Consider the following 25,002-nt stretch of genomic DNA (forward strand, 5'->3'; position numbering starts at 1 on the left):
CCCTCGCTAGGATGGCCGTGTCTGATCGGTTATCACGAGGCAAACACGATGAACCTGACCAAATACCTGCTGTTGGCCACCCTTGCCCTGGGCAGCGCCAGTGTTTATGCCGAGGGCGGTGCGGAGCGTTCGAAGCAGTTCTGGCAAGCCTTCCGCGAAGACCAGCAGCGCCTGCACGGCGACAAGCAACAGGCCGTTGCTGAACGTGAGCGCAAGGCGCAAGAGAAGGCCCGCGAGGTGGCCAAGGACTGAGGTGACAGCACCTGCGCCGCGACAGCTCCTCGCCGCAGGTGTATTCAGGCGCCCTGACGGGCGCCTTTTTTATTTGCGCGCCAGCAAGGTGGCGCGGCGGGGGGCTGGCAGACCTTCGATGGTCTTGCTGTGGTCGTCAGGGTCGAGGAAGTCACCCAGCGACTGGTAGCGCATCCATTCGGTGCTGCGTTGCTCCTCGACGCTGGTCACGCTCACGTCAACGCAGCGCACATCGCTGAAGCCGGCACGGCGCAACCAGCGGGCCAGGGCCGGTACCGATGGCAGGTACCAGACGTTGCGCATCTGTGCGTAACGGTCCTCAGGCACCAGCACCTGGTTTTCGTCGCCCTCGATCACCAGGGTTTCCAGTATCAGCTCACCCCCTTTGACCAGACAGTCCTTGAGCGCCAGCAGGTGCTCGATGGGTGAGCGGCGGTGATAGAACACGCCCATGGAAAACACCGTGTCGAAGCCTTCCAGGTTGGCCGGCAGGTCCTCCAGGGCGAACGGCAGGTGCCAGGCTGGCAGCTCTGGCAGGTACTGTTGCACCGCTTGGAACTGGCAGAAGAACAACCAGTTGGGGTCGACGCCGATCACCATGTCGGCGCCCGCTCCGAGCATGCGCCACTGGTAGTAGCCATTGCCACAGCCGACGTCGAGCACGCGCTTGCCCTTGAGGTCCAGGTGCGGGCTTACCCGCGACCATTTCCAGTCGGAATGCCACTCGGTGTCCACATGCACGCCAAACAGGTCGAATGGCCCTTTACGCCAAGGTGACAGCCCCATGAGTGCCTGGCGCATCTGCGCGCGGGTGGCATCGTCGCAGTCGCAATCCAGGCGTAGGCCGTTGACCAGGTCGATTTCGCTGGGTTGCAGGGCGGGCAGGGCTTCAAGTGCACCGCGCCAGCGGTCGAGGTCACCGTGGCCCTTTTCCAGCTTGGCTTGCAGTTGCGCTTGCAGGCCTTGCGACCAGGAAGCCAGGGGCGTGCCCGCCAGGCGGCGGACGAGGGGGGACAGATCGATCATGGCAGGGCTATCAACGAGGCGAAGTTAAGGCATTGGAACCAGGGCACCACTTTCGAGAAACCGGCGGCGCGCAGGCGTTCTTGATGGGCTTCGAGCGTATCGGGCCTCATCACGTTTTCGATGGCGCTGCGCTTCTGGGCAATCTCCAGTTCGCTGTAGCCATTGGCCCGCTTGAAGTCCAGGTGCAATTCATTGAGCAGGTCCTGCTCTTGCGCGTCGGCGAAGCGCAGTTTCTCCGAAAGGATCAGCGCGCCACCCGGCAGCAGCGCCTGGCGGATACGCCCGAGCAGTTCCAGGCGCTGGTCGGGGGCGATGAACTGCAGGGTGAAGTTCATCGCCACTACCGAGGCGGGCTCGAAGGGCAGGGCCAGGATATCGGCTTCCAGCACTTGCACCGGCAGTAGCTCCTGGAACATCGAATCCTGGGCGGTGAGGTACTGGCGGCAGCGCTCGACCATGGCGGCGGAGTTGTCCACCGCGATCACCCGGCAGCCGTCGCTGCGTACATGGCGGCGCAACGACTGGGTGACAGCACCCAGCGATGCGCCCAGGTCGTACAGTGCGGTGTTTGGCTGGGCGAAGCGCGCCGCCAGTACGCCGAGGTTTTCGACGATGGTGGGGTAACCGGGCACCGAGCGCTTGATCATGTCCGGGAACACACGCACCACATCTTCGTTGAAGACGAAGTCGGGCACCTGCTCCAGGGGTTGGGAGAAGAGGCGGTCGGGTTGTTTGCTCACGGCGAATCCAGGCGGCAGGTGATAGGCAGGGAGCGCATTCTAGCCAAACCGCAGCCTGGATGCATGGTTGGCTGACCAGCGCTGTGCGTTCAATTGACCCGGACGGCGCAGTCGAAGGTCTGTACCGGGGGCACTTCTGGGGCCCAGGGTTGCTGGTAGACCAGTACCAAGTGGCCTTCGCCAGCAGCGCGGGCCTGGAAGCGCCAGGTCGAGATGCCCGAGCTGCCGACCACACCGGTGTCTTCAGGCGCGCTGTAAACTTCGGGACCAAGGCTTTGCAGCACGTTGGGCGCCGGGTTTTGTACCAGCCAGCGGTAGCCGGTGGAGGGGTTGCTGGGCAGGGTCAGGGTCAGGATCTGGCCGACTTGCAGGCGCTTTGGGCACTCGCTTTCCGCGTCCAGATCGACGGGCTGCGAGGGTGTTTGCGCGCAGGCAGAAAGCAGGGCGAAGCTCAGGGGAACGAGCAGACGAGGGGTGGTCATGTTGGCTCCGGGGGCTGGCGATGGCCCGAGGATAACCGATGAACGATGCGTTTTGTGGTGTCAGTGCCGGCCTCATCGCGGGCAAGCCCGCTCCTGCAGGGATTTGTAGGAGCGGGCTTGCCCGCGATGAGGCCGGACCAGGTCAGAACAGAACTTTGGCCACGTCGGCAAAGCGCTTGGCGAAATGCACTGTCAGGCCTTCACGCAGGTAGTCCGGCAGTTCTTCGAAGTCGCCGCGGTTAGGCTCCGGCAAGATCAGTTCGAATATCTTCTGCCGCCGCGCCGCAATCACTTTTTCGCGCACGCCGCCAATCGGCAGCACCTGGCCGGTGAGCGTCAGCTCGCCGGTCATGGCCACGCCTTTTTTCGGCGCCTGGTCGCGGGCCAGCGACAGCAAGGCACTGGCCATGGTGATGCCAGCGCTCGGGCCGTCCTTGGGCGTGGCGCCTTCGGGGACGTGCAAGTGGATGAACGCTTCGTTGAAGAAGCCTGGGTCGCCACCAAACTGCTTGAGGTTGGAGCTGACGTAGCTGTAGGCAATCTCGGCAGACTCCTTCATCACGTCCCCCAGCTTGCCGGTCAGCTTGAAGCCACGGTTGAGGGTGTGGATGCGGGTCGCTTCGATCGGCAATGTGGCGCCGCCCATGCTGGTCCAGGCCAGGCCGGTAATTACGCCCTTGCCAGCCAGTACCTGCTCGCTGCGGAACACCGGCATGCCGAGTGCGGCTTCCAGGTCCTTGGTGCCGATCTTCAGCTTGGCCTCGGGGTCTTCCAGCAGCTTGACCACGGCCTTGCGCACCAGCTTGCCCAACTGCTTCTCCAACTGACGTACGCCGGCCTCACGGGCATAGCCGTCGATCACCAGGCGCAGGGCGCTGTCGCTGATGCTGAGGCTGGTCTTGGCAACGCCGGCCTTTTCCAGCTGCTTGGGCCACAGGTGGCGTTTGGCGATGGCCAGTTTTTCTTCGGTGATGTAGCCGGACAGGCGGATCACCTCCATGCGGTCGAGCAACGGCCCAGGGATCGAGTCGAGGGTGTTGGCGGTGCACACGAACAGCACCTTGGACAGGTCCAGGCGCAGGTCGAGGTAGTGGTCGAGGAAGTCGACGTTCTGCTCCGGGTCGAGGGTTTCCAGCAGCGCCGAAGCCGGGTCGCCCTGGTAGCTTTGGCCCATCTTGTCGATTTCGTCGAGCATGATCACCGGGTTCATCACTTCGACGTCTTTCAGGGCCTGCACCAGCTTGCCAGGCTGAGCGCCGATGTAGGTGCGGCGGTGGCCCTTGATCTCGGCTTCGTCACGCATGCCGCCGACGCTGAAACGGTAGAACGGCCGGCCGAGCGACTCGGCGATGGACTTGCCGATGCTGGTCTTGCCCACACCGGGCGGGCCGACCAACAACACGATCGAGCCGCTGATCTCGCCTTTCCAGGCGCCCACGGCGAGGAATTCGAGGATGCGTTCCTTGATGTCGTCGAGGCCGGCGTGGTACTGGTCGAGCACTTTACGCGCATGCTTGAGGTCGAGCTTGTCCTTGCCGTACACGCCCCACGGCAGGGCGGTGGCCCATTCGAGGTAGTTGCGGGTGACGGCGTATTCGGGCGAGCCGGTTTCGAGAATGGCCAGTTTGCCCATCTCTTCATCGATGCGCTTGCGCGCCTGGGGCGGCAGTGTCTTGCCTTCCAGGCGCTGTTCGAACTGTTCGAGGTCGGCGCTGCGGTCGTCTTTGGTCAGGCCCAGTTCCTGCTGGATGACCTTGAGTTGTTCCTTGAGGAAGAACTCGCGCTGGTGTTCGCCAATCTGCCGGTTGACCTCGGCCGAGATCTCGTTCTGCAAGCGTGCCACTTCCACTTCCTTGCGCAACATCGGCAGCACTTTCTCCATGCGTTTGAGCATGGGCACGCAGTCGAGCACTTCTTGCAGCTGGCTGCCAGTGGCCGAGGTCAGGGCCGCGGCGAAGTCGGTGAGGGGCGATGGGTCATTGGGGCTGAAGCGGTTGAGGTAGTTCTTCAGCTCCTCGCTGTACAGCGGGTTGAGCGGCAGCAGCTCTTTGATCGCATTGATCAGCGCCATGCCGTAGGCCTTGACCTCGTCGGTCGGCTCGGCGGGCTGGCGCGGGTATTCGACTTCGACCAGGTAGGGCGGGCGGTGGTGCTTGAGCCAGGTGCGGATGCGTACCCGGGTAAGGCCTTGGGCGACGAACTGCAGCTTGCCGTTTTCGCGGCTGGCATGGTGCACCTTGACCAGGGTGCCGTACTGCGGCAGTGCGGAGGTGTCGAAGTGGCGGTGGTCTTCTGGCGGGGTGTCCATGAAGAACAGCGCCAGGCAGTGGTCCGGTGACTTGGCCACCAGGTCGAGGGTTTCGGCCCAGGGTTCTTCGTTGACGATGACCGGCAGTACCTGGGCGGGGAAGAACGGGCGGTTGTGGATCGGGATCACGTAGACCTTGTCCGGCAACTGCTGGCCGGGCAGGGCGAGGGCGTGGCTGGTTTCGGCCTGGGTGGTGGAGTGTTCGACTTCGCTGTGTTCGTCCGGGTGTTCCGGGAAATCCTGCTGGTCGCTCATGGGGCACCTGCGTGAATGACTATGGTGCTTAGATGGGGCGGGGTGGGATGGGTTTCAATGGTAGACGAAGGCAGCGGGGGAGGGGTTTCATCTTGGCTGGCCTGTGCCGGCCTCTTCGCGGGCAAGCCCGCTCCCCCAGGTACGGCACGGTATCTGTAGGAGCGGGCTTGCCCGCGAATGCGGCAGTGCGTTCACCGCCGCAACAAAGGTTTACTCAGCGAGTTTGTAAGCGATGATGTAATCGCCCATCCGGGTGCCCAGCGAGCCATGGCCGCCGGCAGTCACCAGCACATACTGCTTGCCGTCCTTGCCGGTGTAGCTCATCGGCGTGGCCTGGCCACCTGCCGGCAGGCGGGCTTTCCACAGTTCCTTGCCGTTGTTCACGTCATAGGCGCGCAGGTACTGGTCGAGGGTGCCGCTGAGGAAGCCGACGCCACCGGCGGTGACGATCGAACCGCCCATGCTCGGTACGCCAACCGGCAGGCCGATCGGTACCGGGGTGCTGTCGCGGGTGGTGCCGTTCTTGTGCTTCCACACCACCTTGTTGGTGAACAGGTCGATGGCGGCGACATAACCCCAGGCCGGGGCCTGGCACGGAACGCCCAGTGGCGACATGAACGGGTGCATGGTCACGGCATACGGTGCGCCGGTGTTCGGTTGCACGCCACTGGTCTCGCTTTCGCGCTTGCTGCCTTCGGCAACCTGTTCACGTGGGACCATCTTCGACACGAAGGCCATGTAGTTGGGCGAGGTGAACAGCAGCTGACGCACCGGATCGACCGAGACGCTGCCCCAGTTGAATACACCCACGTTGCCGGGGTAGACCAGCGAACCCTGCTCGGACGGCGGGGTGTACTGGCCTTCGTAGCGCAGTTCGCGGAACTGGATGCGGCACAGCATCTGGTCGAACGGCGTGGCGCCCCACATGGCCTGTTCCGTCAGCTCCGGGCCGAGCAGGTTGAGGTCGGAGCGGGCCTGAGTCGGCGAAGTGTGGTCGCCTTTCACCGCACCCTGTGGGGTGGGGATTTCGCGGATCGGCACGATCGGCGTACCGTCGCGGCGATCGAGCACGTACAGGCTGCCTTGCTTGGTCGGGACGATGATCGCCGGTTTCACGCCATCGTCGGTCTTCAGGTGCACCAGGGTCGGCTGGCTGCCGACGTCCATGTCCCACAGGTCGTGGTGGGTGAACTGGTAGTTCCAGCGCGCCTTGCCGGTGGCCAGGTCAAGAGCGACCACGCCGGCGCTGTACTTCTCGGCGCCCGGGGTGCGGTCGGCACCCCACTGGTCCGGGGTCTGGTTGCCCAGTGGCAGGTAGATCATGCCCAGGTCTTCGTCGACACTGGCGATCGACCACATGTTGGCCGAGTTGCGGCTGTACATTTTGCCGGCAGCCAATGGTTTGGTGTCTTCCGGGTTGTTGCTGTCCCAGTTCCACACCAGGTGGCCATCGTGCACGTCGTAGGCGCGGATCACCCCGGACGGTTCGTTGGTCGACTCGTTGTCGGTGACGTGGCCACCGATGATCACCAGGTCACGGGTGATTGCAGCCGGCGAAGTGGAGTAATAGCCGCCGGCGGTGAACGGGCCGATGCCGGTGGTAAGGTCGATCACGCCTTGGTTGGCAAAGCCTTCGCAGACCTTGCCGTTGTCGGCGTTGATGGCGATCAGGCGGGCGTCCGCGGTTGGCAGATACAGGCGGCGCGGGCAGGCCTGGGCCACGGCTTGGCCGGCATCGGTAACCTTCGGTGCCGGGCTGCCGTCGCGGCTGACGTAGCGGTTTTCGTCATAGTACGAAACACCACGGCAGGTCATGTGGGCAAAGCCCTTGAAGGTGCCGGTAGGGCTCTTGACCTGTGGGTCGTAGCGCCAGATTTCCGCACCGGTGTCCGGGTCCAGGGCCAGCACGCGGCTGTGCGCGGTGCAGGCGTAGAGCATACCGTTGACCTTCAGCGGGGTGTTCTGGTTGGTCAGCTCCACCGGGTCGTTTTCGGTAGGCAGGTCACCGGTGCGAATGCGCCAGGCCTCTTCCAGGCGGTAGGCGTTCTGCGGGGTGATCTGGCGCAGCGGCGAGTAGCGGTCGCCATGCTCGGTGCGGCCGTAGGCCTGCCATTCGCCGTCGGGCATGGCCGGGGCGGCACTGGCCATTTCGCTGCTTTCGCGGCCCAGTTCGCCGAACACTTCACCGGGGTGGGTGAACTGGCTGCCCAGCGCGCAAGCGCCCGAAGCCACCACGGCCACGCCAAGCAGGGCAGTGTTGGCTTTGCTGGCTGGGCCGATCAGCGGGCGACGTGCCCATGGCAGCAGCAACACCACGCCGATGGCGAACCAGATAGCCAGGCGCGGCACCAGTTGCCACCAGTCCAGGCCTACTTCGAGCAGGGCCCACACGGTGCTGCCCAGCAGCACCAGGCCGTACAGGCCCAGGGCGATACGCCGTTGGGCCAGCAGCAGGATGCCCGACAGGGCAAAGCCGATACCGGCGATCAGGTAGTACAGCGATCCGCCCAGCTGGCTCAGCTTGATACCGCCAGCCAGCAGGGCCAGGCCCATCAGCAACAGCAGCGCGCCCATCAGGCGCGGTAGCCAGCGGCTTCCTTGGTTGGCACCTTCAGTGCTCATCGTAGGTTCTCCGTCAGGTCAAAAAAGGGGTTAGAAACTGCTTTGGATCTTCAGGCCGCCGATCAGGGCGCCATCGACCTGCGACACCCCGCCCGGGTGGCGGATGTACTGCAGGTTGGGGCGTACCGTGAGCCAGTCGGCCACATGGATGCCGTAGTACAGCTCGGCGCTGTATTCGGTGTCCTGCACGGGCAGGAAGCCTGGGTTGTCGTAGTCGTCGAGGCCGGCGGCCTGGTTGGCCAGGCGGGCGTTCTTGCGGTAGGCAGGGTTGACGTGCACACGGGCCAGGGCGAAACCGATGTCGTCCTTGGCGCGGGCGTCGAAGGGCCCTTTGTATACCAGCCCTGCCTGTACATAGTTGTCGATGGCATTGGTTTTCTTGTCGTGCACCGTGGCGTTGGCGAACAGGCTCAGCCCACGCGACTGGTCGGACGCCAGCGAGGTCACCTGCTGCTGGGCGCCGAGCCACAAGCCGTGCTTGCTCGAGCTGCTGCGGTAGGCGGCGCCGCTGAGGGCTGCCGGCTGACCGTTGCTGTCCTTGAGCACATCGTGTGCCTTGGCATTACTGTAGTAGTAGCCGGCGCGATATTCCCCTTTCAGGCCTTGGATACGCGGGGTCCATACCAGTTCGACCGGCATTACCGCGCCCTGGGTGCCGCTGCCGCTGAGTTTGAAACCGTTGCCCGATTCGAGGTTGGAGGGGTTTTGCTCGAATACGCCGACCTGGGCGTACAGCTCAGGGTTGAGGTTGTAGCGCACGCGCAGGGCCCACTGGCTGACCGGCCAGTTGTACCAGATGCCACCCACCCAGTTGCCCACCTGCGAGCCGCAGAAGGCCAGGTTCTGGAAGTCGCAAGGGAAGCTGTTGAAGTCCTCGCCTTCACCGAAGCGGCCGAATTTCACATCCAGCGCGCCATCGAAGTACTTCTGCTTGATCCACATCTGCGTCAGCCGCCAGGTTTCGCCGCGGCCCCAGACTTCCTGGGCCGAGGTAAAGCCGCCGACACGCGGGTCGTTGATGCGGTCGTTGCTGATGTTGTCGCCGTGGCGCTCGGTGATGGTCAGCTGGAATTCTGTGTCGTGCCAGCCAAGGATCTTGTCCAGGTCCAGGTGGCTGCCAAAGGTGAATTGGTCGCTGTAGCGCGCGGTGCGGTCGTGGTCGTAGCCACCGTGCAGGTTGCTGCCCATCTCGCCGGTGTAGCCGAGGGTGAAGTCGTAGCCTTGTTCCAGCAACTGGCTGCGGGTGCCGCCCCAGTCGCCGAGCATCCACGGGGAATCGCTGGCGAACATTTCGCTGGCGCCGGCGGGGGTTGCCAGGGCACTGAGGGCAAGGCCGATGTAACAGGTTTTGGGCAGTTGGAGCATGAGATAGCGCTATCTTTTGATTATTGAAAAAACGGCAAGCGCATCGAAGGACGAGCCCTTCAATGGATATGGCGGCAAAATACTTTCGATGAAGCGTTTCAGCTTGCGGCGGGGAGGATATAGGGGAAGTTGTAAGAAAAAAAGACAAATTGTCGCAGTGGATTGTTGCTGATTTCGCAATAGTTGCTGTGGGAGCGGGCGTGCCCGCGAACACCGGCGTAGCCGGTGCCATTCACCGCGTCGGGCGCTTCGCGGGCACGCCCGCTCCCACAGCTGCTCATTTGCCGTCAGAAGGTGGTACGCAGGCCCACTTCAACGCTGCGCCCTGGCGCCGGAGCGATATCCCGCAGGATCGAGCTGGCGTAGCGCACGGTCTGGTCGGTCAGGTTTTCGCCGCGCACGAATGCCAGCCATTGGCTCTGGCCAATGTCGAAGCGGTAGCCAACGCTCGCCCCCAACGTGGTGTAGCCATCGGTGCTGGTTTCGTTGGCCGGCTTGCGGTGCTGCGATGCCGCATGTTGCACATCCACCCGGGCTTGCCAGCGGTCCAGCTCCCAGACCAGGCCGCTGTTCAGGCGCAGTGGGGCGATACGGGGCAGCGGCTCGCCACTGTCGAGGTTCTTGGCCCGGGTGTAGTCACCGGACAACTCCAGGGCGAAGCTGCCGTAACGGTTTTCGGCCAGTTGCCAGCGGTCCTGGGCCTCGATGCCATAGAAGCGCGCTCGCACGCCCTGGTATTGGTATTCCGGGAAGCCTTCGTGGTCATGATCGTGGTCGTGGTCATCCTCGTCATGGTCGTGGTCATGCCCGCCCTCGCGCATGTTTCCGGTGCCGATCAGGCCGATATAGTTGCGAAAGTGGCTATAGAACACCCCGACACTGCCTTTATGGGTGCCATTGTCGAAGCGCAGGGCCAGGTCGGCGGATATGGCCTTTTCCTTGTTCAAGCTGGCATCGCCGACCTCGAAGGCACCGGTGGCCACATGCGCGCCGTTGGCATACAGCTCGTAAAAGGTTGGGGCGCGCTCGGTGTAGCCGAGGTTGGCCGCCAGCGACCAGATCGGGTCGAGCTGGTAGACTGCCCCTGAGGACAGGCTGAAGGCGTTGAAGCTGCTGGCGCTGTCGGCATCGGCGAAGTTTTCGTTGCCTTTGGCGTCCGGGTCTACCCGGGTGTGCTCCATGCGCGCGCCCAGGCTCAGGTTAAGGCGTTCCGTGGCCTGCCACTGCTCCAGCATGAAAAGCGCCAGGCTGTCGGTGTCGGTGTGCGGGACGAAGGCTTCCTCGCCCAGGGCCGAGAACTCGTTGCGGCTGACTTGGGCACCGATCACCCCCTCGACCGGGCCGAGCGGCTGGTGGCGGGCTTCGATGCGCGCTTCATAGCCTTTGTTCTTGAAGGTGGTATGGACTTCGCCTTCTTCGATTTCGCGGTGTTCGTAGTCGGTGTAGCCGGCATCGACCTTGACCGAGCTGAACGGGCCGTCGAGGTCGCGCAGCTCGGAGGCGAAGGCGTAATGGTCCTGCTTCATGTCCAGGCGCACACCGGGTTCGGCCACCGAGCCGTAGTTGCTGTCGTAACGGCTGTACGACAGGCCGGCGTAACCGTGATCCCAGTGGTAGGCACCGCCTACCGCGCCACCGTCCTGGCGGCCGTCGCTGTTTTCCAGGCGGTGCTTGCTGCCCGGCTCATCGGCATCACGCACCTTGGCACTGCGGGCGTAACCGGGGATGCGCAGGTCGTTGAACTGGCGGCTGTTGGCATCCAGGTGCAGGGCAAAGGTGCCGTTGCCGGCCTCCAGCTTGCCAGCGCTGCTACGGGTGGTGTCGGCACCGCCGTAGCGCAGTTCACCGGCACCGTGGATACCCTCGATCGGCGAATCCGGGATGCGATTGTCGAATGTGTTGACCACCCCACCAATGGCGTTGCCGCCGTAGAGCAGGGCGGCCGGGCCACGGACGATTTCGACGCGCTCGACGGTCACCGGGTCCAGCGGTACGGCGTGATCGTAGGACAGCGACGAGGCATCCAGGGCACCGACGCCGTTGCGCAGGATGCGGATACGGTCGCCGTCCAGGCCGCGGATCACCGGGCGGCTGGCGCCAGGGCCGAACCAGGTAGAGGCGACACCGGGCTGTTTGTTCAGGGTTTCACCCAGGCTGCCGTGCTGCTGTTGCAGCAGATTGTCGCCTTCGAGCACGGTGCTGGGAGCGGCCAGCTGGCGGTTACCCAACGGGTTGGCGGTGATGACCTGGGGTTCGAGTTCCACGGCCTGGCTGGGGGATGCTGCCAGCCAGAGCGCGACGGTGAGCGGGGAGAGGCGAAGCGTTGTGTACAGCATGGGGAAGGGGCGTTCCTTGGCAGAGGCTTTTTTAGTGTTACAACATAACATAACTATTTCAGCACAGTGGTTTTGCCCCTGGCCAGCATTTTTTCTGTCGACTCGACTGATCCCACCCACCACTACACTCGTGTAAGGTGCGCATCTTTCCTATGGAGCACAGCATGAGCACGGCCCAACACAACGCGCTGCACGGCAAGACCCTCGAACAGATCCTCACCGAGCTGGTGGCGCACTACCAATGGCAGGGCCTGGCCGAGCGTATTGATGTGCGCTGCTTCAAGAGCAACCCGACCATCAAGTCGAGCCTGACCTTTCTGCGCAAGACACCGTGGGCGCGGGAGAAGGTCGAGCAGCTGTATGTGAAGCTGCAGCGTCAGGCCTGACATGCCGCGTCGTCCCTGGCTGACCGGCATGGCTGTACTGGGCTGGTTCGGCCTGGCCGTGCAGGTGTACCTGGTACTGCTGGCGCGTTGGCAGGAGCAGGCCAGCCTGATTGGCGGCCTGATCAATGTGTTCGGCTATTTCACCGTGCTGACCAACACCTTGGTGGCCACGGTGCTCAGCTACGCAGCGTTCGGCCGGGAAGGCCGTGGCAAACGCTTTTTCCTGTCGCCCGCGGTGAGCTCGGCGGTGGCCGCCAGCATCGTGCTGGTGGCGCTGGCCTACAGCGTGTTGTTGCGCCATTTGTGGCAACCGCAGGGCTGGCAATGGCTGGCGGACGAGTTGCTGCACGACGTGATGCCGGTGCTGTATGCCTTGTACTGGTGGCGCGAGGTGCCCAAGGGCAGGCTGCGGCTATGGCATGTGCTGGCGTGGGCGGTGTACCCGGCGGTCTACTTTGGCTATGCGCTGTGGCGGGGGAACGAGATTGGCATGTATGCCTACCCGTTCATTGATGTGGCGAGCCTGGGGTATGGGCAGGTGATGCTCAATGCCCTGGGGGTGCTGGCAGGATTCTGGGGGATCGGGCTGGTTCTGCTAGGGCTGGATCGGTGGCGGGGGCTGCAGCGCTTTGCTTGATCTGTAACGGTCTGTTCGCGGGCAAGCCCGCTCCTACAGGCATACCGCAGCATCCTGTGGGAGCGGGCTTGCCCGCGAAGAGGCCGGCCCTGCAAACAACCATTTATTCGTCGTCCGCAGTCCCGTCGGCACGCCAATAGGCCGCAGCCTTCAATGCATCCTCAGGCACACCCTTCTCCAGCAGCAATGCCTTGGCCTGGCGGGTCAAGGCTTTTTCCAACGCCACCCAGCCATACAAGCGGCCTTGCGGCAAGGTCAGGTTCTTCACCAACGCCAGCAAATCTTCCTGCTGGCGACGCACCCAGATCACCTCCACCTGAGCCTTGCTCGGCAGTGGCTGACGTTCCTGTTCGTCTTCGATCTGGATCACCGCCAGCACCTGGCGGCCCGCTGGCAATTCTTCCAGCCGACGGCCAATCGCCGGGATGGCGGTTTCATCACCGATCAGCAGGTAGCTGTCGAAAATGTCCGGCACCACCATCGACGCCCGAGGCCCGGCGATGTCGAGGGTTTGCCCTGGCGTAGCCTGCGCGGCCCAGGTAGAAGCAGGGCCATCGCCGTGCAGCACGAAGTCGATGTCCAGCTCATTGGCCACCAGGTCGATGCGCCGTGGGGTGTACTCGCGCATGGTGGGCCGCGCGCCACCGTCCCGGCCCAGATTGCCGGCCTCGATGGCCTGCTGTTGCTCCGGCGTTTCAGCGAACAGCAGCTTGATATGGTCGTCGCTGCCCACGCTGGTAAAGCCTTGCAGCTCGGCGCCAGCCAAGGTGATGCGGCGCATGCGCGGGGTCAGCTCGGTGACCCGCAGCACGTGCAGGCGGCGCTGGCGGATCTCGTGGTTGACGCGGTGAATGGTGTCACTCATGGGGAGTCTCCCTGACAGTTTCGGCCGGCCCGGAGGCAATGGCCTTGGCGGTATGGTTGAGCAAATCGCGGACCCGTTCGATCTCTTCCGGTGTCCAGCGGCCGCTGTGCATGTGCAGTGCGTGGCGCAGGTTGCCGACGGCTTCGTGAATTTCTGGTGGGCGGTCGTGGCCGCGCAAGGCGCGTTTGCTGACTTCGATGCGCATGCGCACGCCATCCAGGGCTACAGCCTGGTCGGCCAGGGCGCTGCGGCCGGCATCGGTGATGGCATAGAGGCGTTTGCTGCCTTGGACCTGGCCGCTGATCAGCTCGGCTTCTTCAAGGAAGTTCAGCGTGGGGTAGATCACCCCAGGGCTTGGGCTGTAGCTGCCGTCGAACAGGTTTTCAATCTGGCGGATCAGGTCGTAACCGTGGCCGGGCTGCTCGGCCAACAGGTCCAGCATCAGTAGCTTGAGGTCACCGGGGGCGAAAACGCGTGGGCCGCGCTCACCACGGCCGGGGCGCCGCTCGAAGGGGTCGTGAGGGGTGTGTTCGCGCATAAGGGTAGGGCTCCGTCGTTTGCGATATATCGTAAGATATTACTCAAGATATATCTAAAGACAAGCCCTTTAATGCAGATGATTATCATCTAGTCAGTCGATGTATTCCCTGTCGAGGCGGGTGTGTGCACCGCAACCTGTGGCGGCTTGCACTCATTTGGATTGCCTGGCTGCAGGTAGGGCATGAGTATCGGCGCCATGCCCTTGAGCACCTGCACCGGCAATGCCGAGGTAAATTTGAAGGCCTCCGCCGAGCGCCCAGGTACGAAGGCGGTCAACGTGCCGAAGTGGTTGTCGCCCAGGAAGAACACGAATGTGGCGGTACGGTTCAGCGAGCGCGAGCCGATCAGACGACCGCCGGCACCAAAGCTTTCGATGCGGTTGTCACCGGTACCGGTCTTGCCGCCCATCACCAGTGGCGTGCCGTCCTGCAGCTTGAAGCTGCCGGAAATACGCCGCGCGGTACCGGCGTCGACCACTTGCGACATGGCGCCTTTGAGCGCGCGCGCCACTTCGACCGGCAGAATCCGCACGCCCCGGTCGGGGTCGGTGATCAATTTGGTCTCGTAGGGTGTGTTGGCCGCAAAGTGCAGGGTGTCTATGCGCAAGGTCGGCAAACGAATGCCGTCGTTCTGGATGATCCCGACCAGTTCGGAGAGGGCGGCGGGGCGGTCGCCCGAGCTGCCGATGGCGGTGGCCAGCGAGGGCACCAGGTGGTCGAATGGATAGCCAACGCGCTTCCAGCGCTGGTGGATGTCGAGGAACGCTTCGGTCTCGACCATGGTGCGGATACGGCTGTCACGAGCGCCCTGGTGGCGGCTCTTGAACAGCCAGCCGTAGACCTCCTGGCGTTCGAAGCGGCTGGCGTTGATCATTTCGGTCAAAGTCGAGCTCGGGTTCTTCAGCAGGTAGCCCAGCAGCCACAGGTCCAGCGGGTGGACCTTGGCGATATAGCCCTGGTCGGGCAGGTCATACTTGCCTGGGCCGTAAGCTTCGTACATCTCTGACAGGCGGCCATCGGTCAGCTTGCCCAGCACGATCTTGTCGCCCTTGAGGTGGGCACGCACAAAGGCGTTGAACGTTTCCTGGCCTGCTTCGGGGAACAGATAGCGGTGCACCGCCGCCAACCGCTGCGGGGTCACGCGCATGCTGTCGAGGAAGGTATCCAGGCGCTGTTGCGAGGTTTTGCGCTGGTATTTCTTCCAGAAACGCATCAGGTAGTTGGTGCCTTCCTTGTCGGCGAAGCGGGCCAGGTACTCCTGGCGGCGCGGGTCGGCATCGTCCTTGAGCAGCGGCACGCGGTTGTACGGCTGTTGGTAGGTCACGTAGCGCACCAAATCGCGCATCAGGCGGATGAACGGCAGGTTGATCGATTCGCGCAGCGCATCCTTGAGCGTCGGGTTGCGGTTGTTGTCTTCCTTGCGGAAGTTGTTGAAGACATGCATCCCGCCGCCGGTGAAGAACGCCTCGCCGGTGTTGGCCGAGTACTTGCGTTCCAGTGCGGCATCGAGCATGGCGTCCAGGCTCTGGTTCTTGCTGTTCTGAGCCAGCCATTCCAGCGACCACTGAGTGATGCGGTCGAGCTCGGCCACGTCGACCTTCTTCAACTCGGCGGCAGGCTTGCCGGCGTACTTGTCGTGGAGCTCGGCGATGATTTCCAGGTAGGTGGTCAGCACCCGCAGCTTGGCGGTGGAGCCCAGTTCCAGCTTGCTGCCCTCGTTGATGTCGAAGGGCTGGTTGGTGCTGTCGGTCTGCACCCGTACCCGCGAGCCATCGGCGGTGCGCTCGAACAAGGTGAAGCTGTAACTTACCTGGTCGGTGGTCTTGGCGGTGAGCAGGCGCTCGCCGATCAAGCCGATCTGTGCGGCAAACTGCGGGTCGGCAAGGTTTTTCAGGTACTGGCTGACCTGCAACTGCAGGTCGGCCTGCAGCGTACTGGTGGCCGACACATCGAGGCGGTCGAGGTCGTACAGCGGGCGGTTGAGCATGGCCGCCAGGCGGTTGCGTGCCAGGCTGATACCCTTGTTGGTGACGATCGGCACGATGGTCGGTTGCGCTACCCAGTCGCGGTACACCGCCTTGCTGGCCAGCGCGGCATCGGCCAGTGGCTGCTCGATGACCTTGTTGGCGGCGAGCACGCGGATGTGCGCGTCGGTCAGTTCGGCCAGCTCGACGCGGCCTTTGGACAAGTAATGCGAGGGACGGCGCTGGGCAATCATCAGCGACAGCACCTGGCGCAGCGCCAGGCCACGTGCGGCCATGCTTTCGGGGTCGGTGGCGGTGGCGTTCAAGGCCTGGTTGACCTGGTCGAAGTCGGCGCCGTACCACACCCGCAGGCCCTCGGCCATGCCGTGCACTTCACCATGCCCAGGCACGGCCGACAGCGGCACGCTGTTGAGGTAGTCGCGCACGATGCGCTGGCGTGCCTCGGTGGTGTCGGGGCCGCCCTGGTAGGCACGTACGCTGGCAGAAACCATCTGGCGGATCTTTTCCGCGCCCGACACCGTCAAGCCGTCGGGGGAGTGGCGGTATTTTTCCAGCTGCGTGGCCAGGGTACTGCCGCCGGCAGACTGGCCGGGCAGGGCCAGGTACTTGGCCACCTGGCTGTAGGCGGCCTTGGCGAAGCGTGGCCAGTCCACGGCCGGGTTGTTACGTGGGTCCTGGGTATCCAGCAGGTCGCGGTTTTCGATGAACAGCAGGCTGTTCACCATCACCGGCGGGATCGCGGCGAAGTCCGGGTACAGGTGCTGTGGGTAGTTGTACTGGTACAGCGTGTCGCCGCGGCAGTCGGTGATCGACAAGCCGGCCTGGATCTTTTCGATGTAGGGGGCGAACAGCCCATGGTCGACGTAGTTCATCAATGCAGGTGAGAACTTCACCTGTTCGCTGATCAGGTAGTCGCGCTTGAGCAGGCGTGGCAGGAATTCACCCAGGGCGCTATAGCCCAGGCGTTTGTCGAACGGCCCATCACCGGGGTAGATGATGGCATCGCTGGGGCCGGGCTGCAGCGAGTAGGTCAGTGTTCCGGCCAGTTTGCTGAACTCGCGCGATTGCAGTTCGGAGGTGCGGAATTCGTCATACGCGGCAACACCGATGGCTACCAGTGCCACCAGCAGGACAAGGATGATCAGCCGCCACCATAGCCGACGCTGACGGGGGGACTTGGGTTGTGGCGTCTCGGCCGGAGGTATCTCGGGTGCTTCCGTTCTGCTTGGTTCCGATTGCCACAGTGCGCCCATAGTCTTCTATCCGGCCAGGTGTTTTCGTCTTGCTTGTCTGAAGCTTAGACGTTGAGCGGATGAGGTGAAAAATTTGTAGGGAATGGAGAAACGTGGCGTAGGGCTATGCGGCTTTGGTGTGGGTTTATTCACACGGCGATGTTGCTATGGTGCCGGTAGGTCTTCTACAGGCTCGAGAAAACTTGCTGATTATTCCTGTATATACAGCGAAAATCCCTACAATGGTCTTCCTATACTGCTCGCCCCCTTCGCCTCGCCGGGCGCTCTACTCCGGCACACGGGCCGGCCCACAAGGCCAGCCTGGCAAGCCAACGCCACGCCTATCGGCATGGTCGGTGCTGCACGAAGGTCAAATCCAATAACAAAATGAGGTTGTATTGCTATGCCAGTCGGCAACCACTCTGCCCATGGCCAGGCCACTGAAGGCGGCCCGCTCAAGCGTGAACTGGGCGAACGGCACATCCGCCTGATGGCGCTGGGCGCCTGTATCGGTGTCGGTCTTTTCCTCGGTTCGGCCAAGGCCATCGAAATGGCCGGCCCAGCCATCATGCTGTCCTACATCATCGGTGGCCTGGCCATCCTGGTGATCATGCGCGCCTTGGGTGAAATGGCCGTGCACAACCCTGTTGCCGGCTCCTTCAGCCGTTATGCGCAGGACTACCTTGGCCCATTGGCGGGCTTCCTCACCGGCTGGAACTACTGGTTCCTGTGGTTGGTGACCTGCGTTGCCGAAATCACCGCGGTGGCCATCTACATGGGCATCTGGTTCCCTGACGTTCCGCGCTGGATCTGGGCCCTGGCGGCGCTGGGCAGCATGGGCGCGGTCAACCTGGTGGCGGTGAAGGCCTTCGGTGAGTTCGAGTTCTGGTTCGCCCTGATCAAGATCGTCACCATCATCGCCATGGTCCTTGGCGGCATCGGCATCATTGCCTTTGGCTTTGGCAACGACGGTGTGGCAGTTGGTATCTCCAACCTGTGGAGCAACGGCGGTTTCATGCCCAACGGCGTGACCGGCGTGCTGATGTCGCTGCAGATGGTGATGTTCGCCTACCTGGGCGTGGAAATGATCGGCCTCACCGCCGGTGAAGCACGCAACCCGCAAAAGACCATTCCGCAGGCCATCGGCTCGGTGTTCTGGCGCATCCTGCTGTTCTACGTCGGTGCACTGTTCGTGATCCTGTCGATCTACCCGTGGAACGAAATCGGCAGCCAGGGCAGCCCGTTCGTTATGACCTTCGAGCGCCTCGGCATCAAGACCGCCGCCGGCATCATCAACTTCGTGGTCATTACCGCGGCGCTGTCCTCGTGCAACGGCGGTATCTTCAGCACCGGGCGCATGCTCTACAGCCTGGCGCAGAACGGCCAGGCTCCGGCGGCCTTCGCCCGCACCTCGAAGAACGGCGTGCCACGCAATGCGCTGCTGCTGTCGATCGGCGCCCTGCTGCTGGGCGTGCTGGCCAACTACCTGGTGCCGGAAAAGGTCTTCGTCTGGGTGACTTCGATCGCCACCTTTGGTGCAATCTGGACCTGGGTGATGATCCTGCTGGCACAGCTGAAGTTCCGTGCCGGCCTGACCACTGCCGAGCGCAAGGGGCTGAAGTACCGCATGTGGCTGTGGCCGCTGAGCTCGTACCTGGCACTGGCCTTCCTGGTGCTGGTGGTCGGCTTGATGGCGTACTTCGAGGATACCCGTGTAGCCCTGTACATCGGCCCGGCGTTCCTGGTGCTGCTGACCGTGCTGTATTACGCGTTCCGCCTGGCACCGAAAGAAGCACAAGGTGTCGCCAGTACCGCTTCCTGATCTGAAATAGCCGGGGCCGCTGCGCGGCCCCATGGCTCCCTCAGGCCGCCACCTCGCTGTGCGGCTCAAAGCTGTCCGCCCGTGCCAGCTGCCACATCCGCGAATAGAACTGCCCATTCACCTCGCCGGTCAGCAACTCGCCCGGTTTCAGAAACACATGCATCTGCGAGAACAGCTTGATCTCGGTGGCCGAGATGCGTCGTACCAGGTGCTTGGCCTCCAGTTGCGCCGGATGCTCCAGGCCCGCCGCCGCAAGCATTTCGGCCAAGGCACGCAAGGTGTTGTGATGGAAGTTCAGCACCCGTTGGGCTTTGTCTGGCACCACCAGTGCACGCTGGCGCAGCGGGTCTTGCGTGGCCACGCCGGTCGGGCATTTGTTGGTGTGGCAGCTTTGCGACTGGATGCAGCCGATGGCGAACATGAAGCCGCGTGCCGAGTTGGCCCAGTCGGCGCCAATGGCCAGCACGCTGGCGATGTCGAAGGCGCTGACGATCTTGCCGCTGGCGCCCAGCTTGATCTTGTCGCGCAGGTTCAGGCCGACCAGGGTGTTGTGCACGAACAAAAGGCCCTCACGCAGCGGTACGCCGATGTGGTCGGTGAACTCCACGGGCGCCGCACCGGTGCCACCTTCCTTGCCATCGACGACGATGAAGTCGGGCAGGATGCCGGTTTCCAGCATGGCCTTGGCGATGCCCATGAACTCCCACGGGTGGCCCAGGCAGAACTTGAACCCCACTGGCTTGCCGCCGGACAGTTCACGCAGTTGGGCGATGAACTGCATCATCTCGATCGGGGTGGAGAAAGCACTGTGGCGCGATGGCGAAATGCAGTCCTCGCCCATCAGTACGCCACGGGTTTCGGCAATTTCCTGGGTGACCTTATGTTTGGGCAGGATGCCGCCGTGGCCGGGCTTGGCGCCCTGGCTCATCTTGATCTCGATCATGCGCACCTGTGGGGTGCGTGCCTGGGCGGCAAAGCGCTCGGGGTCGAAGCGCCCGTCCGGCGTGCGGCAGCCGAAATAGCCGCTGCCCAGTTCCCACACCAGGTCACCACCGTGCTCGCGGTGGTACGGGCTGATGCTGCCCTCGCCGGTGTCATGGTGGAAATTGCCCAGCTTGGCGCCCTGGTTGAGCGCGCGAATGGCATTGGCACTGAGCGAGCCGAAGCTCATGGCCGAAATGTTGAAGATCGACGCCGAATACGGCTGGCTGCACTGTGGCCCGCCGACGATGACGCGGAAGCTGGCCGGGTCGGCCAGCGGCGCCGGGCGCATGGAGTGGCCGATGAACTCGAAGCCGGACTCATACACATCGATCAGCGTGCCGAAAGGTTTGTCCGAGGCTTCGTTCTTGGCCCGGGCATACACCAGTGAGCGCTGAGCACGGGAGAAGGGCAGGGCGTCGCTGTCGGACTCCAGCAAATACTGGCGGATCTCCGGGCGAATCGCCTCGACCAGGTAGCGGATGTTACCCAGGATCGGGTAGTTGCGGCGTACGGCGTGGCGCTGCTGCAGCAGGTCGAACACGCCGATCAGGCTGAGGATGCCAGTGGTCAGGGTGAACGGCCACAACCATTCGTGGTGGGTGAAGGGCAGGCTCGCCAGGGTGAACAGCACACAGGCGGCGAAAAAGGCATAGCGGCTGAGAAGTGACAGGCTCATACAGGGTCCTTGCGATGGCGCGGTCAGGCTCAGGGCCTGGGGGCAAACCCCGACCATAGCCAAGTTGACGGGTGCTGCAAATTAAAATCGGGGTAGCGAAAATCATTCTCGTCAAGCGATAGGGCCGGTACGGCCAATGACGCTCAGTGTGTGTCACGCAGCAGTTTTTGCCGCCAGTTGTCCTGCTCTTGCGCGGGCGCCTCCAGCAGAAATGAGTAACGCCCGGCCACCCGAACCGCCACCGGCACCCCGTCGCGATACAGCAGGCGGTTACCACTCACTGCTGGCACTTTCGCTCCGGGCAGTAGCGAGCCAACCAGGTTCAGCGGGTCACCGGCACTCACCACCTGCAGCGCTCCGTCTGGTTCACGTCGCCTCACTTGCCGCAGCAAGCCCACCGCCTCCGGCAAGGCGAACTGCTCACCTGCCAGCCCGGCAATGAAGCGCCCGCCACGGATCTCGCCACGCGCCTCCAGCCGGTGGTAGCAGCGCAGCAGCTCACGCCAGGGCGGCAGCACGTCACTTTCGCGCTCCAGTAGCCGCCAGCAGATCACGCCATAGCGGCGCAGCAGGGTGCGGGCAATGTGCTCCAGCCGCTGGTCGTGATCCGTTGGCGTATCGCTGCGGCGCAGCAGTGCCCATCGCCCGGCATGCGCCATGTTGCTGGAAAGCGGCGGATGCCCGCGGCGGCTGTTGCGTGAACTGCGCTTGGCCGCGGGCGTGATCAGGCTGCGCAAGCCGGTGAAACTGTCCGCGCCGACCAGGCCCGAACCCACCAGCTCCTGCAGCGCGGTCTCCAGTTCGCTGGGCAGTAGATGTGCCTCATGTGCCAGTTCATCGAAGAACAGCGCTCCTTGAGTTTTCAGTGCTTCGTGCACCCGTTGCGCACGCAGGCCAAGGGCATCCACGGCGGGTGCGGGCGCCAAGCTGCGCCAGGTGTTCAACTGGTCCCGTGGCAGCAGCACCAGTGGCGTGCTGGCCAGGGTGCTGCTCGCCACCGTTGCCGCCAGCCGGCTCCAGGCAAACTGCCCGCTGCGGCAGGCGTCGTCGAGCCAGTGCGGGCTGTAGTCCTTGATGCGCGCCGGCAGCAGATCTGCCTCCCAGGCCACTGCGGCGCTGGGGAAGCCCTGCAACTGGCCCAGTACTTCGGCCACCGCCTGCGGGCCACGCAGGCGCTCGTCGGGCGCCAGGTGCTGCCAGTCGAACAGAAAGCGCATGAAGTCCTGCAGGCTGACCGGTTCGATCTCGCGGCGCAGGCGCTTGACCGTGTAGCGGTGGATGCGTGCCAGCAAATGGCGTTCGCACCATTGTTGGTCGGGTGTACCGGGGCTGAAATACCCGCGCAGCACATAGCCTTCGGCCTCCAGGCGGGCCAAGGCTTGTTCGACATCGATTGCTGACTTGGCCAATGGCACCGCGAGCTGCGCCAGGGTCTGCGGGCCATGGCCGCTCAAGCGGGCGCGCAGCAGTTCGCTTAGTGCAGGTTCGGGGTCGATGGGCTGGTCGAAGCCGGGGAGCTGTACGAGCGCAGGCTTCAGCTGTGCTGCCGGGTACAGTGCCAGCATCAGGTTCAGGCGCTCGCGGGCCAGCCAGAGTTTTTCATCGCCCAGGCGCAAGGCGCGTCCGGCCTTGGCCAGTTGCCTTAGCAGCAGGTCCCAGCTGGGGTTGGCCTCGACCTCGGCCTGGCTGATAGCGCCCAGGCCCATCAACGCCTCGTGCATTTCATCGCTATTGCCCGGCTCAGGCCAGGCCTCGGCCGCAACGGCAGCAATGGCGTCGGTGTCCAAGGCGCCCAGGTCATCGCCACTGTGCACGTCGTTCCAGCGCCGGTTGAGCACCGCCTGAGTGCGGCGTTCTTCCAGTGGTGCATCGTCCAGAAAGGCATAGGGCCGGGCGTTTAGAATCGCTGACGCCAGCGGCGAAGGCGCGGGCAGGTCGCGGCATAGCAGCCGTACCGCGCCGTTTTCCATGCGCCGCAACAGGGCCAGCCAGCCTTCGCTGTCCATCGCCTCGTGCAGGCAATCATCGAGGGTTTGTTCGACCAGCGGGTGGTCGGGAATCTGCCGCTCGCCGGCGATGTTCTCCAGGCAGGCGATCTGGTCGGGGAACACCGCGGCGATCAGGTCTTCGCTCTTCATGCGCTGGATCTGTGGTGCCACCTTGCGTCCGCCCACGAAGCGCGGCAGCGCCATGGCCACACCTGCGTTCCAGCGCCAGCGTACGCCAAACAGCGGCGCGTCCAGCAAGGCCTGGATGAGTATCGGCTCGGCGCTGCGGCTATTCAGGTAGCGCCACACTTCGTCCAGCTCGAAACTGTGGCTGGTCGACAGCGACAGCACGATGGCGTCCTCGCTGGCGGCGGCCTGCAGTTCGAAGTTGAAGGTGCGGCAAAAGCGCTTGCGCAGGGCCAGGCCCCAGGCGCGGTTGATGCGGCTGCCGTAAGGCGAATGGATGATCAGCTGGGTGCCGCCGGACTCATCGAAAAAGCGCTCCATCACCAGCGTGTCTTGCGAGGGCAGGGCGCCAAGCACTTCGCGGGTGCGGGCCAGGTAGTCGAGCAATTGGCCGGCGCTGTCCTCGCCCAGTTCGAAGGTAGCCTGCAACCAAGCCAGTACCTTCGCCATGTCGCCGTCCGCCTGCGCCAGTTGCTGGTCGATGCGTGCCTGCAACCGGGCCACGGCGGCAGACAGCTCGTCACTGCGCCCCGGCGCTTCACCCAGCCAGAACGGAATGGTTGGCGGCATTCCATGCGCATCTTCCACCCTTACGCGGCCCAGCTCGACGCGCAATATGCGATACGAGGCGTTGCCCAGCTGGAAGATATCGCCGGCGATGCTCTCCACGGCAAAGTCTTCATTGACGCTGCCGATGTTCAGCGCCTGCGGTTCCAGCAGCACGGCGTAGTCGGCGTTGTCGGGGATGGTGCCGCCGCTGGTCAGCGCAGTCAGCTGGCTGCCCCGGCGGCCTCGCAGCGTACCGCTGACCGCATCGCGGTGCAGGTAGGCGCTGCGTACGCCCTGGCGGCCGTTGTAGCCTTCGGCGAGCATGCGCAAAAGGGCTTGGTAATGCTGCTGGTCGAGCTCGGCATAAGGCGTGGCTTGGCGCAGGCAATCCAGCAGCGCCTGTTCGTGCCAGACCTGGTTGCTGGCTTCGGCGACGATCTGCTGGGCCAGTACATCCAGCGGCGCGCGGGGGATGTGCAGTTCGTCCAGCTCACCCAGGCGCACGCAGTCGAGCAGGGCAACGCATTCGATCAGGTCATCGCGGGAGGTGGGGAACAAGCGCCCCTTGGGCACAGCATCGACCTGGTGGCCGGCGCGGCCAACCCGTTGCAGGAAGGCGGCAATCGAACCTGGCGAGGCGATCTGGCAGACCAGGTCGACATCGCCGATATCAATGCCCAGCTCCAGTGATGCCGTCGCTACCAGCACCTGCAGCTGGCCGCGCTTGAGCCGCTGCTCCGCGTTCAGGCGCAGCTCTTTGGACAAGCTGCCATGGTGCGCGGCAACCGCCTCTTTGCCCAGCCGATCGCTGAGGTGGCGGGTGATGCGCTCGGCCAGGCGCCGGGTATTGACGAACACCAATGTAGTGCTGTGGTCGCGGGCAAGGGTGGCCAAGCGGTCGTAAACCAGGCCCCAGACATCGGTGGCCATCACCGCGCCCAGCGGTACCGGCGGCACTTCGATGGCCAGATCGCGCTTGCGCGCATGGCCGACATCGACAATGGCGCAGGGGCGCCCGTTGCCCACCAGAAACTGCGCCACCCGCTCTACCGGGCGTTGCGTGGCGGACAGGCCGATACGCCGCAGTGGCTGGCGGCACAAGGCCTGCAGGCGCTCCAGGGTGAGTGCCAGATGGGCGCCGCGTTTGTTGCCGGCCAGGGCATGGATTTCGTCGACGATCACCGTGTGCACGTTGGCCAGGCCTTCACGGCCGGACGCCGAGCCCATCAGCACGTAGAGCGACTCGGGTGTGGTCACCAGTATGTGCGGGGCCCGCTTGCGCATGGCCACGCGTTCCTGCTGCGGCGTGTCGCCGGTGCGCACGGCCGTGGTGACGCGTGGGGCGTTCAGGCCTTGGTCTGCGAGGGCCTGGCTGATGCCTTCGAGCGGGGCCTGCAGGTTCAGGCGGATGTCGTTGGACAGGGCCTTTAGCGGTGAAACGTAGACCACCTGGGTGTGCGCTGGCAGTTCGCCCTGGTGCTCCAGGCCTTGGCGGAACAGTTCGTCGAGCACGGCCAGAAAAGCGCTTAGCGTTTTGCCCGAGCCAGTCGGGGCCGCCAGCAGCATCGACTGGCCCGCATGGATCAGCGGCCAGGCCTGTGCCTGGGCATCGGTGACCGTGGCGAAATGGCGACGGAACCAGGTGCTGACGGCAGGGTGGAACAGCTCGAGCACCGGGTGCTGTTTGGCGGGCAGGTTCATGTGTTGGTTATGGCGGGTGTGTGGCGGGTTGGCAAGGGGCCGTTCGTCTGGCCTTGTCAGGCCAAG

At 63.9% G+C, this 25,002-nt stretch carries 16 protein-coding genes; 4 read left to right on the forward strand and 12 right to left on the reverse strand.

What is annotated here, in order from left to right; translation table 11 throughout:
* Positions 1-48 precede the first annotated feature (48 nt).
* Positions 49-252: a hypothetical protein gene (locus ACNFBR_RS12415; RefSeq protein ID WP_003252072.1), complete on the forward strand. Its 204-nt coding sequence runs from the start codon at positions 49-51 to the stop codon at positions 250-252.
* Positions 253-321: 69 nt separating this feature from the next.
* Here the strand turns inward: ACNFBR_RS12415 and cmoB are convergent, their stop codons facing one another.
* The 7 genes from cmoB to ACNFBR_RS12450 all read right to left on the reverse strand — a co-directional run bounded on the left by cmoB (position 322) and on the right by ACNFBR_RS12450 (position 11,386).
* Positions 322-1,278 carry a tRNA 5-methoxyuridine(34)/uridine 5-oxyacetic acid(34) synthase CmoB gene (gene cmoB / locus ACNFBR_RS12420; protein WP_416735164.1) on the reverse strand — a complete coding sequence of 319 codons (957 nt, stop codon included), beginning with the start codon at positions 1,276-1,278 and terminating at the stop codon, positions 322-324.
* A complete protein-coding gene (gene cmoA / locus ACNFBR_RS12425) occupies positions 1,275-2,018 on the reverse strand; it encodes a carboxy-S-adenosyl-L-methionine synthase CmoA (RefSeq protein WP_416735165.1) in 744 nt (247 codons plus the stop codon). Before cmoA ends, cmoB begins: the two co-directional genes overlap by 4 nt.
* An 89-nt stretch (positions 2,019-2,107) precedes the next feature.
* Positions 2,108-2,500 carry a protease inhibitor I42 family protein gene (locus ACNFBR_RS12430; RefSeq protein WP_416735166.1) on the reverse strand — a complete coding sequence of 131 codons (393 nt, stop codon included), beginning with the start codon at positions 2,498-2,500 and terminating at the stop codon, positions 2,108-2,110.
* A gap of 142 nt (positions 2,501-2,642) precedes the next feature.
* Entirely contained in the window at positions 2,643-5,063 is a 2,421-nt protein-coding gene (lon, locus tag ACNFBR_RS12435; protein WP_416735167.1) for an endopeptidase La, read from the reverse strand.
* Positions 5,064-5,273: 210 nt separating this feature from the next.
* Positions 5,274-7,685, reverse strand: a complete 2,412-nt coding sequence (locus tag ACNFBR_RS12440) for a glucose/quinate/shikimate family membrane-bound PQQ-dependent dehydrogenase (RefSeq protein WP_416735168.1) — start codon at positions 7,683-7,685, stop codon at positions 5,274-5,276.
* Positions 7,686-7,715: 30 nt separating this feature from the next.
* The gene (locus ACNFBR_RS12445; RefSeq protein WP_416735169.1) at positions 7,716-9,050 is read right to left on the reverse strand and encodes a carbohydrate porin; all 1,335 of its coding nucleotides are present in this window, start codon (positions 9,048-9,050) and stop codon (positions 7,716-7,718) included.
* 287 nt (positions 9,051-9,337) lie between these two features.
* Positions 9,338-11,386 carry a TonB-dependent receptor gene (locus tag ACNFBR_RS12450; protein ID WP_416735170.1) on the reverse strand — a complete coding sequence of 683 codons (2,049 nt, stop codon included), beginning with the start codon at positions 11,384-11,386 and terminating at the stop codon, positions 9,338-9,340.
* A gap of 164 nt (positions 11,387-11,550) precedes the next feature.
* On the opposite strand from ACNFBR_RS12450, the gene ACNFBR_RS12455 reads away from it, so the two are divergent.
* Complete coding sequence (locus tag ACNFBR_RS12455) at positions 11,551-11,772, forward strand: VF530 family DNA-binding protein (RefSeq protein ID WP_003252112.1); 222 nt, start codon at positions 11,551-11,553, stop codon at positions 11,770-11,772.
* A gap of 1 nt (position 11,773) precedes the next feature.
* Entirely contained in the window at positions 11,774-12,409 is a 636-nt protein-coding gene (locus tag ACNFBR_RS12460) for a Pr6Pr family membrane protein (protein ID WP_416735171.1), read from the forward strand.
* Between the two features lie 103 nt (positions 12,410-12,512).
* Here the strand turns inward: ACNFBR_RS12460 and ACNFBR_RS12465 are convergent, their stop codons facing one another.
* The 3 genes from ACNFBR_RS12465 to ACNFBR_RS12475 form a co-directional block, all read right to left on the reverse strand.
* A complete protein-coding gene (locus tag ACNFBR_RS12465; protein WP_416735172.1) occupies positions 12,513-13,274 on the reverse strand; it encodes a siderophore-interacting protein in 762 nt (253 codons plus the stop codon).
* Complete coding sequence (locus ACNFBR_RS12470; RefSeq protein WP_416735173.1) at positions 13,267-13,812, reverse strand: PadR family transcriptional regulator; 546 nt, start codon at positions 13,810-13,812, stop codon at positions 13,267-13,269. The genes ACNFBR_RS12465 and ACNFBR_RS12470 overlap by 8 nt, the downstream gene beginning before the upstream one ends.
* 89 nt (positions 13,813-13,901) lie before the next feature.
* Entirely contained in the window at positions 13,902-17,051 is a 3,150-nt protein-coding gene (locus ACNFBR_RS12475; protein ID WP_416735174.1) for a transglycosylase domain-containing protein, read from the reverse strand.
* A gap of 382 nt (positions 17,052-17,433) precedes the next feature.
* Here ACNFBR_RS12475 and ACNFBR_RS12480 point away from each other — a divergent pair, with 382 nt between their 5' ends.
* Complete coding sequence (locus ACNFBR_RS12480) at positions 17,434-18,852, forward strand: amino acid permease (protein ID WP_416735175.1); 1,419 nt, start codon at positions 17,434-17,436, stop codon at positions 18,850-18,852.
* A gap of 40 nt (positions 18,853-18,892) precedes the next feature.
* On the opposite strand, the gene ACNFBR_RS12485 is transcribed toward ACNFBR_RS12480, so the two are convergent.
* Together ACNFBR_RS12485 and ACNFBR_RS12490 are read right to left on the reverse strand one after the other, a co-directional pair.
* A complete protein-coding gene (locus ACNFBR_RS12485; protein ID WP_060493338.1) occupies positions 18,893-20,512 on the reverse strand; it encodes an FMN-binding glutamate synthase family protein in 1,620 nt (539 codons plus the stop codon).
* A gap of 143 nt (positions 20,513-20,655) precedes the next feature.
* Positions 20,656-24,936: a DEAD/DEAH box helicase gene (locus ACNFBR_RS12490; protein ID WP_416735176.1), complete on the reverse strand. Its 4,281-nt coding sequence runs from the start codon at positions 24,934-24,936 to the stop codon at positions 20,656-20,658.
* Between the last annotated feature and the right edge of the window lie 66 nt (positions 24,937-25,002).

This window comes from Pseudomonas sp. NY11955 (assembly GCF_048068035.1).
Taxonomy (GTDB): Bacteria; Pseudomonadota; Gammaproteobacteria; order Pseudomonadales; family Pseudomonadaceae; genus Aquipseudomonas.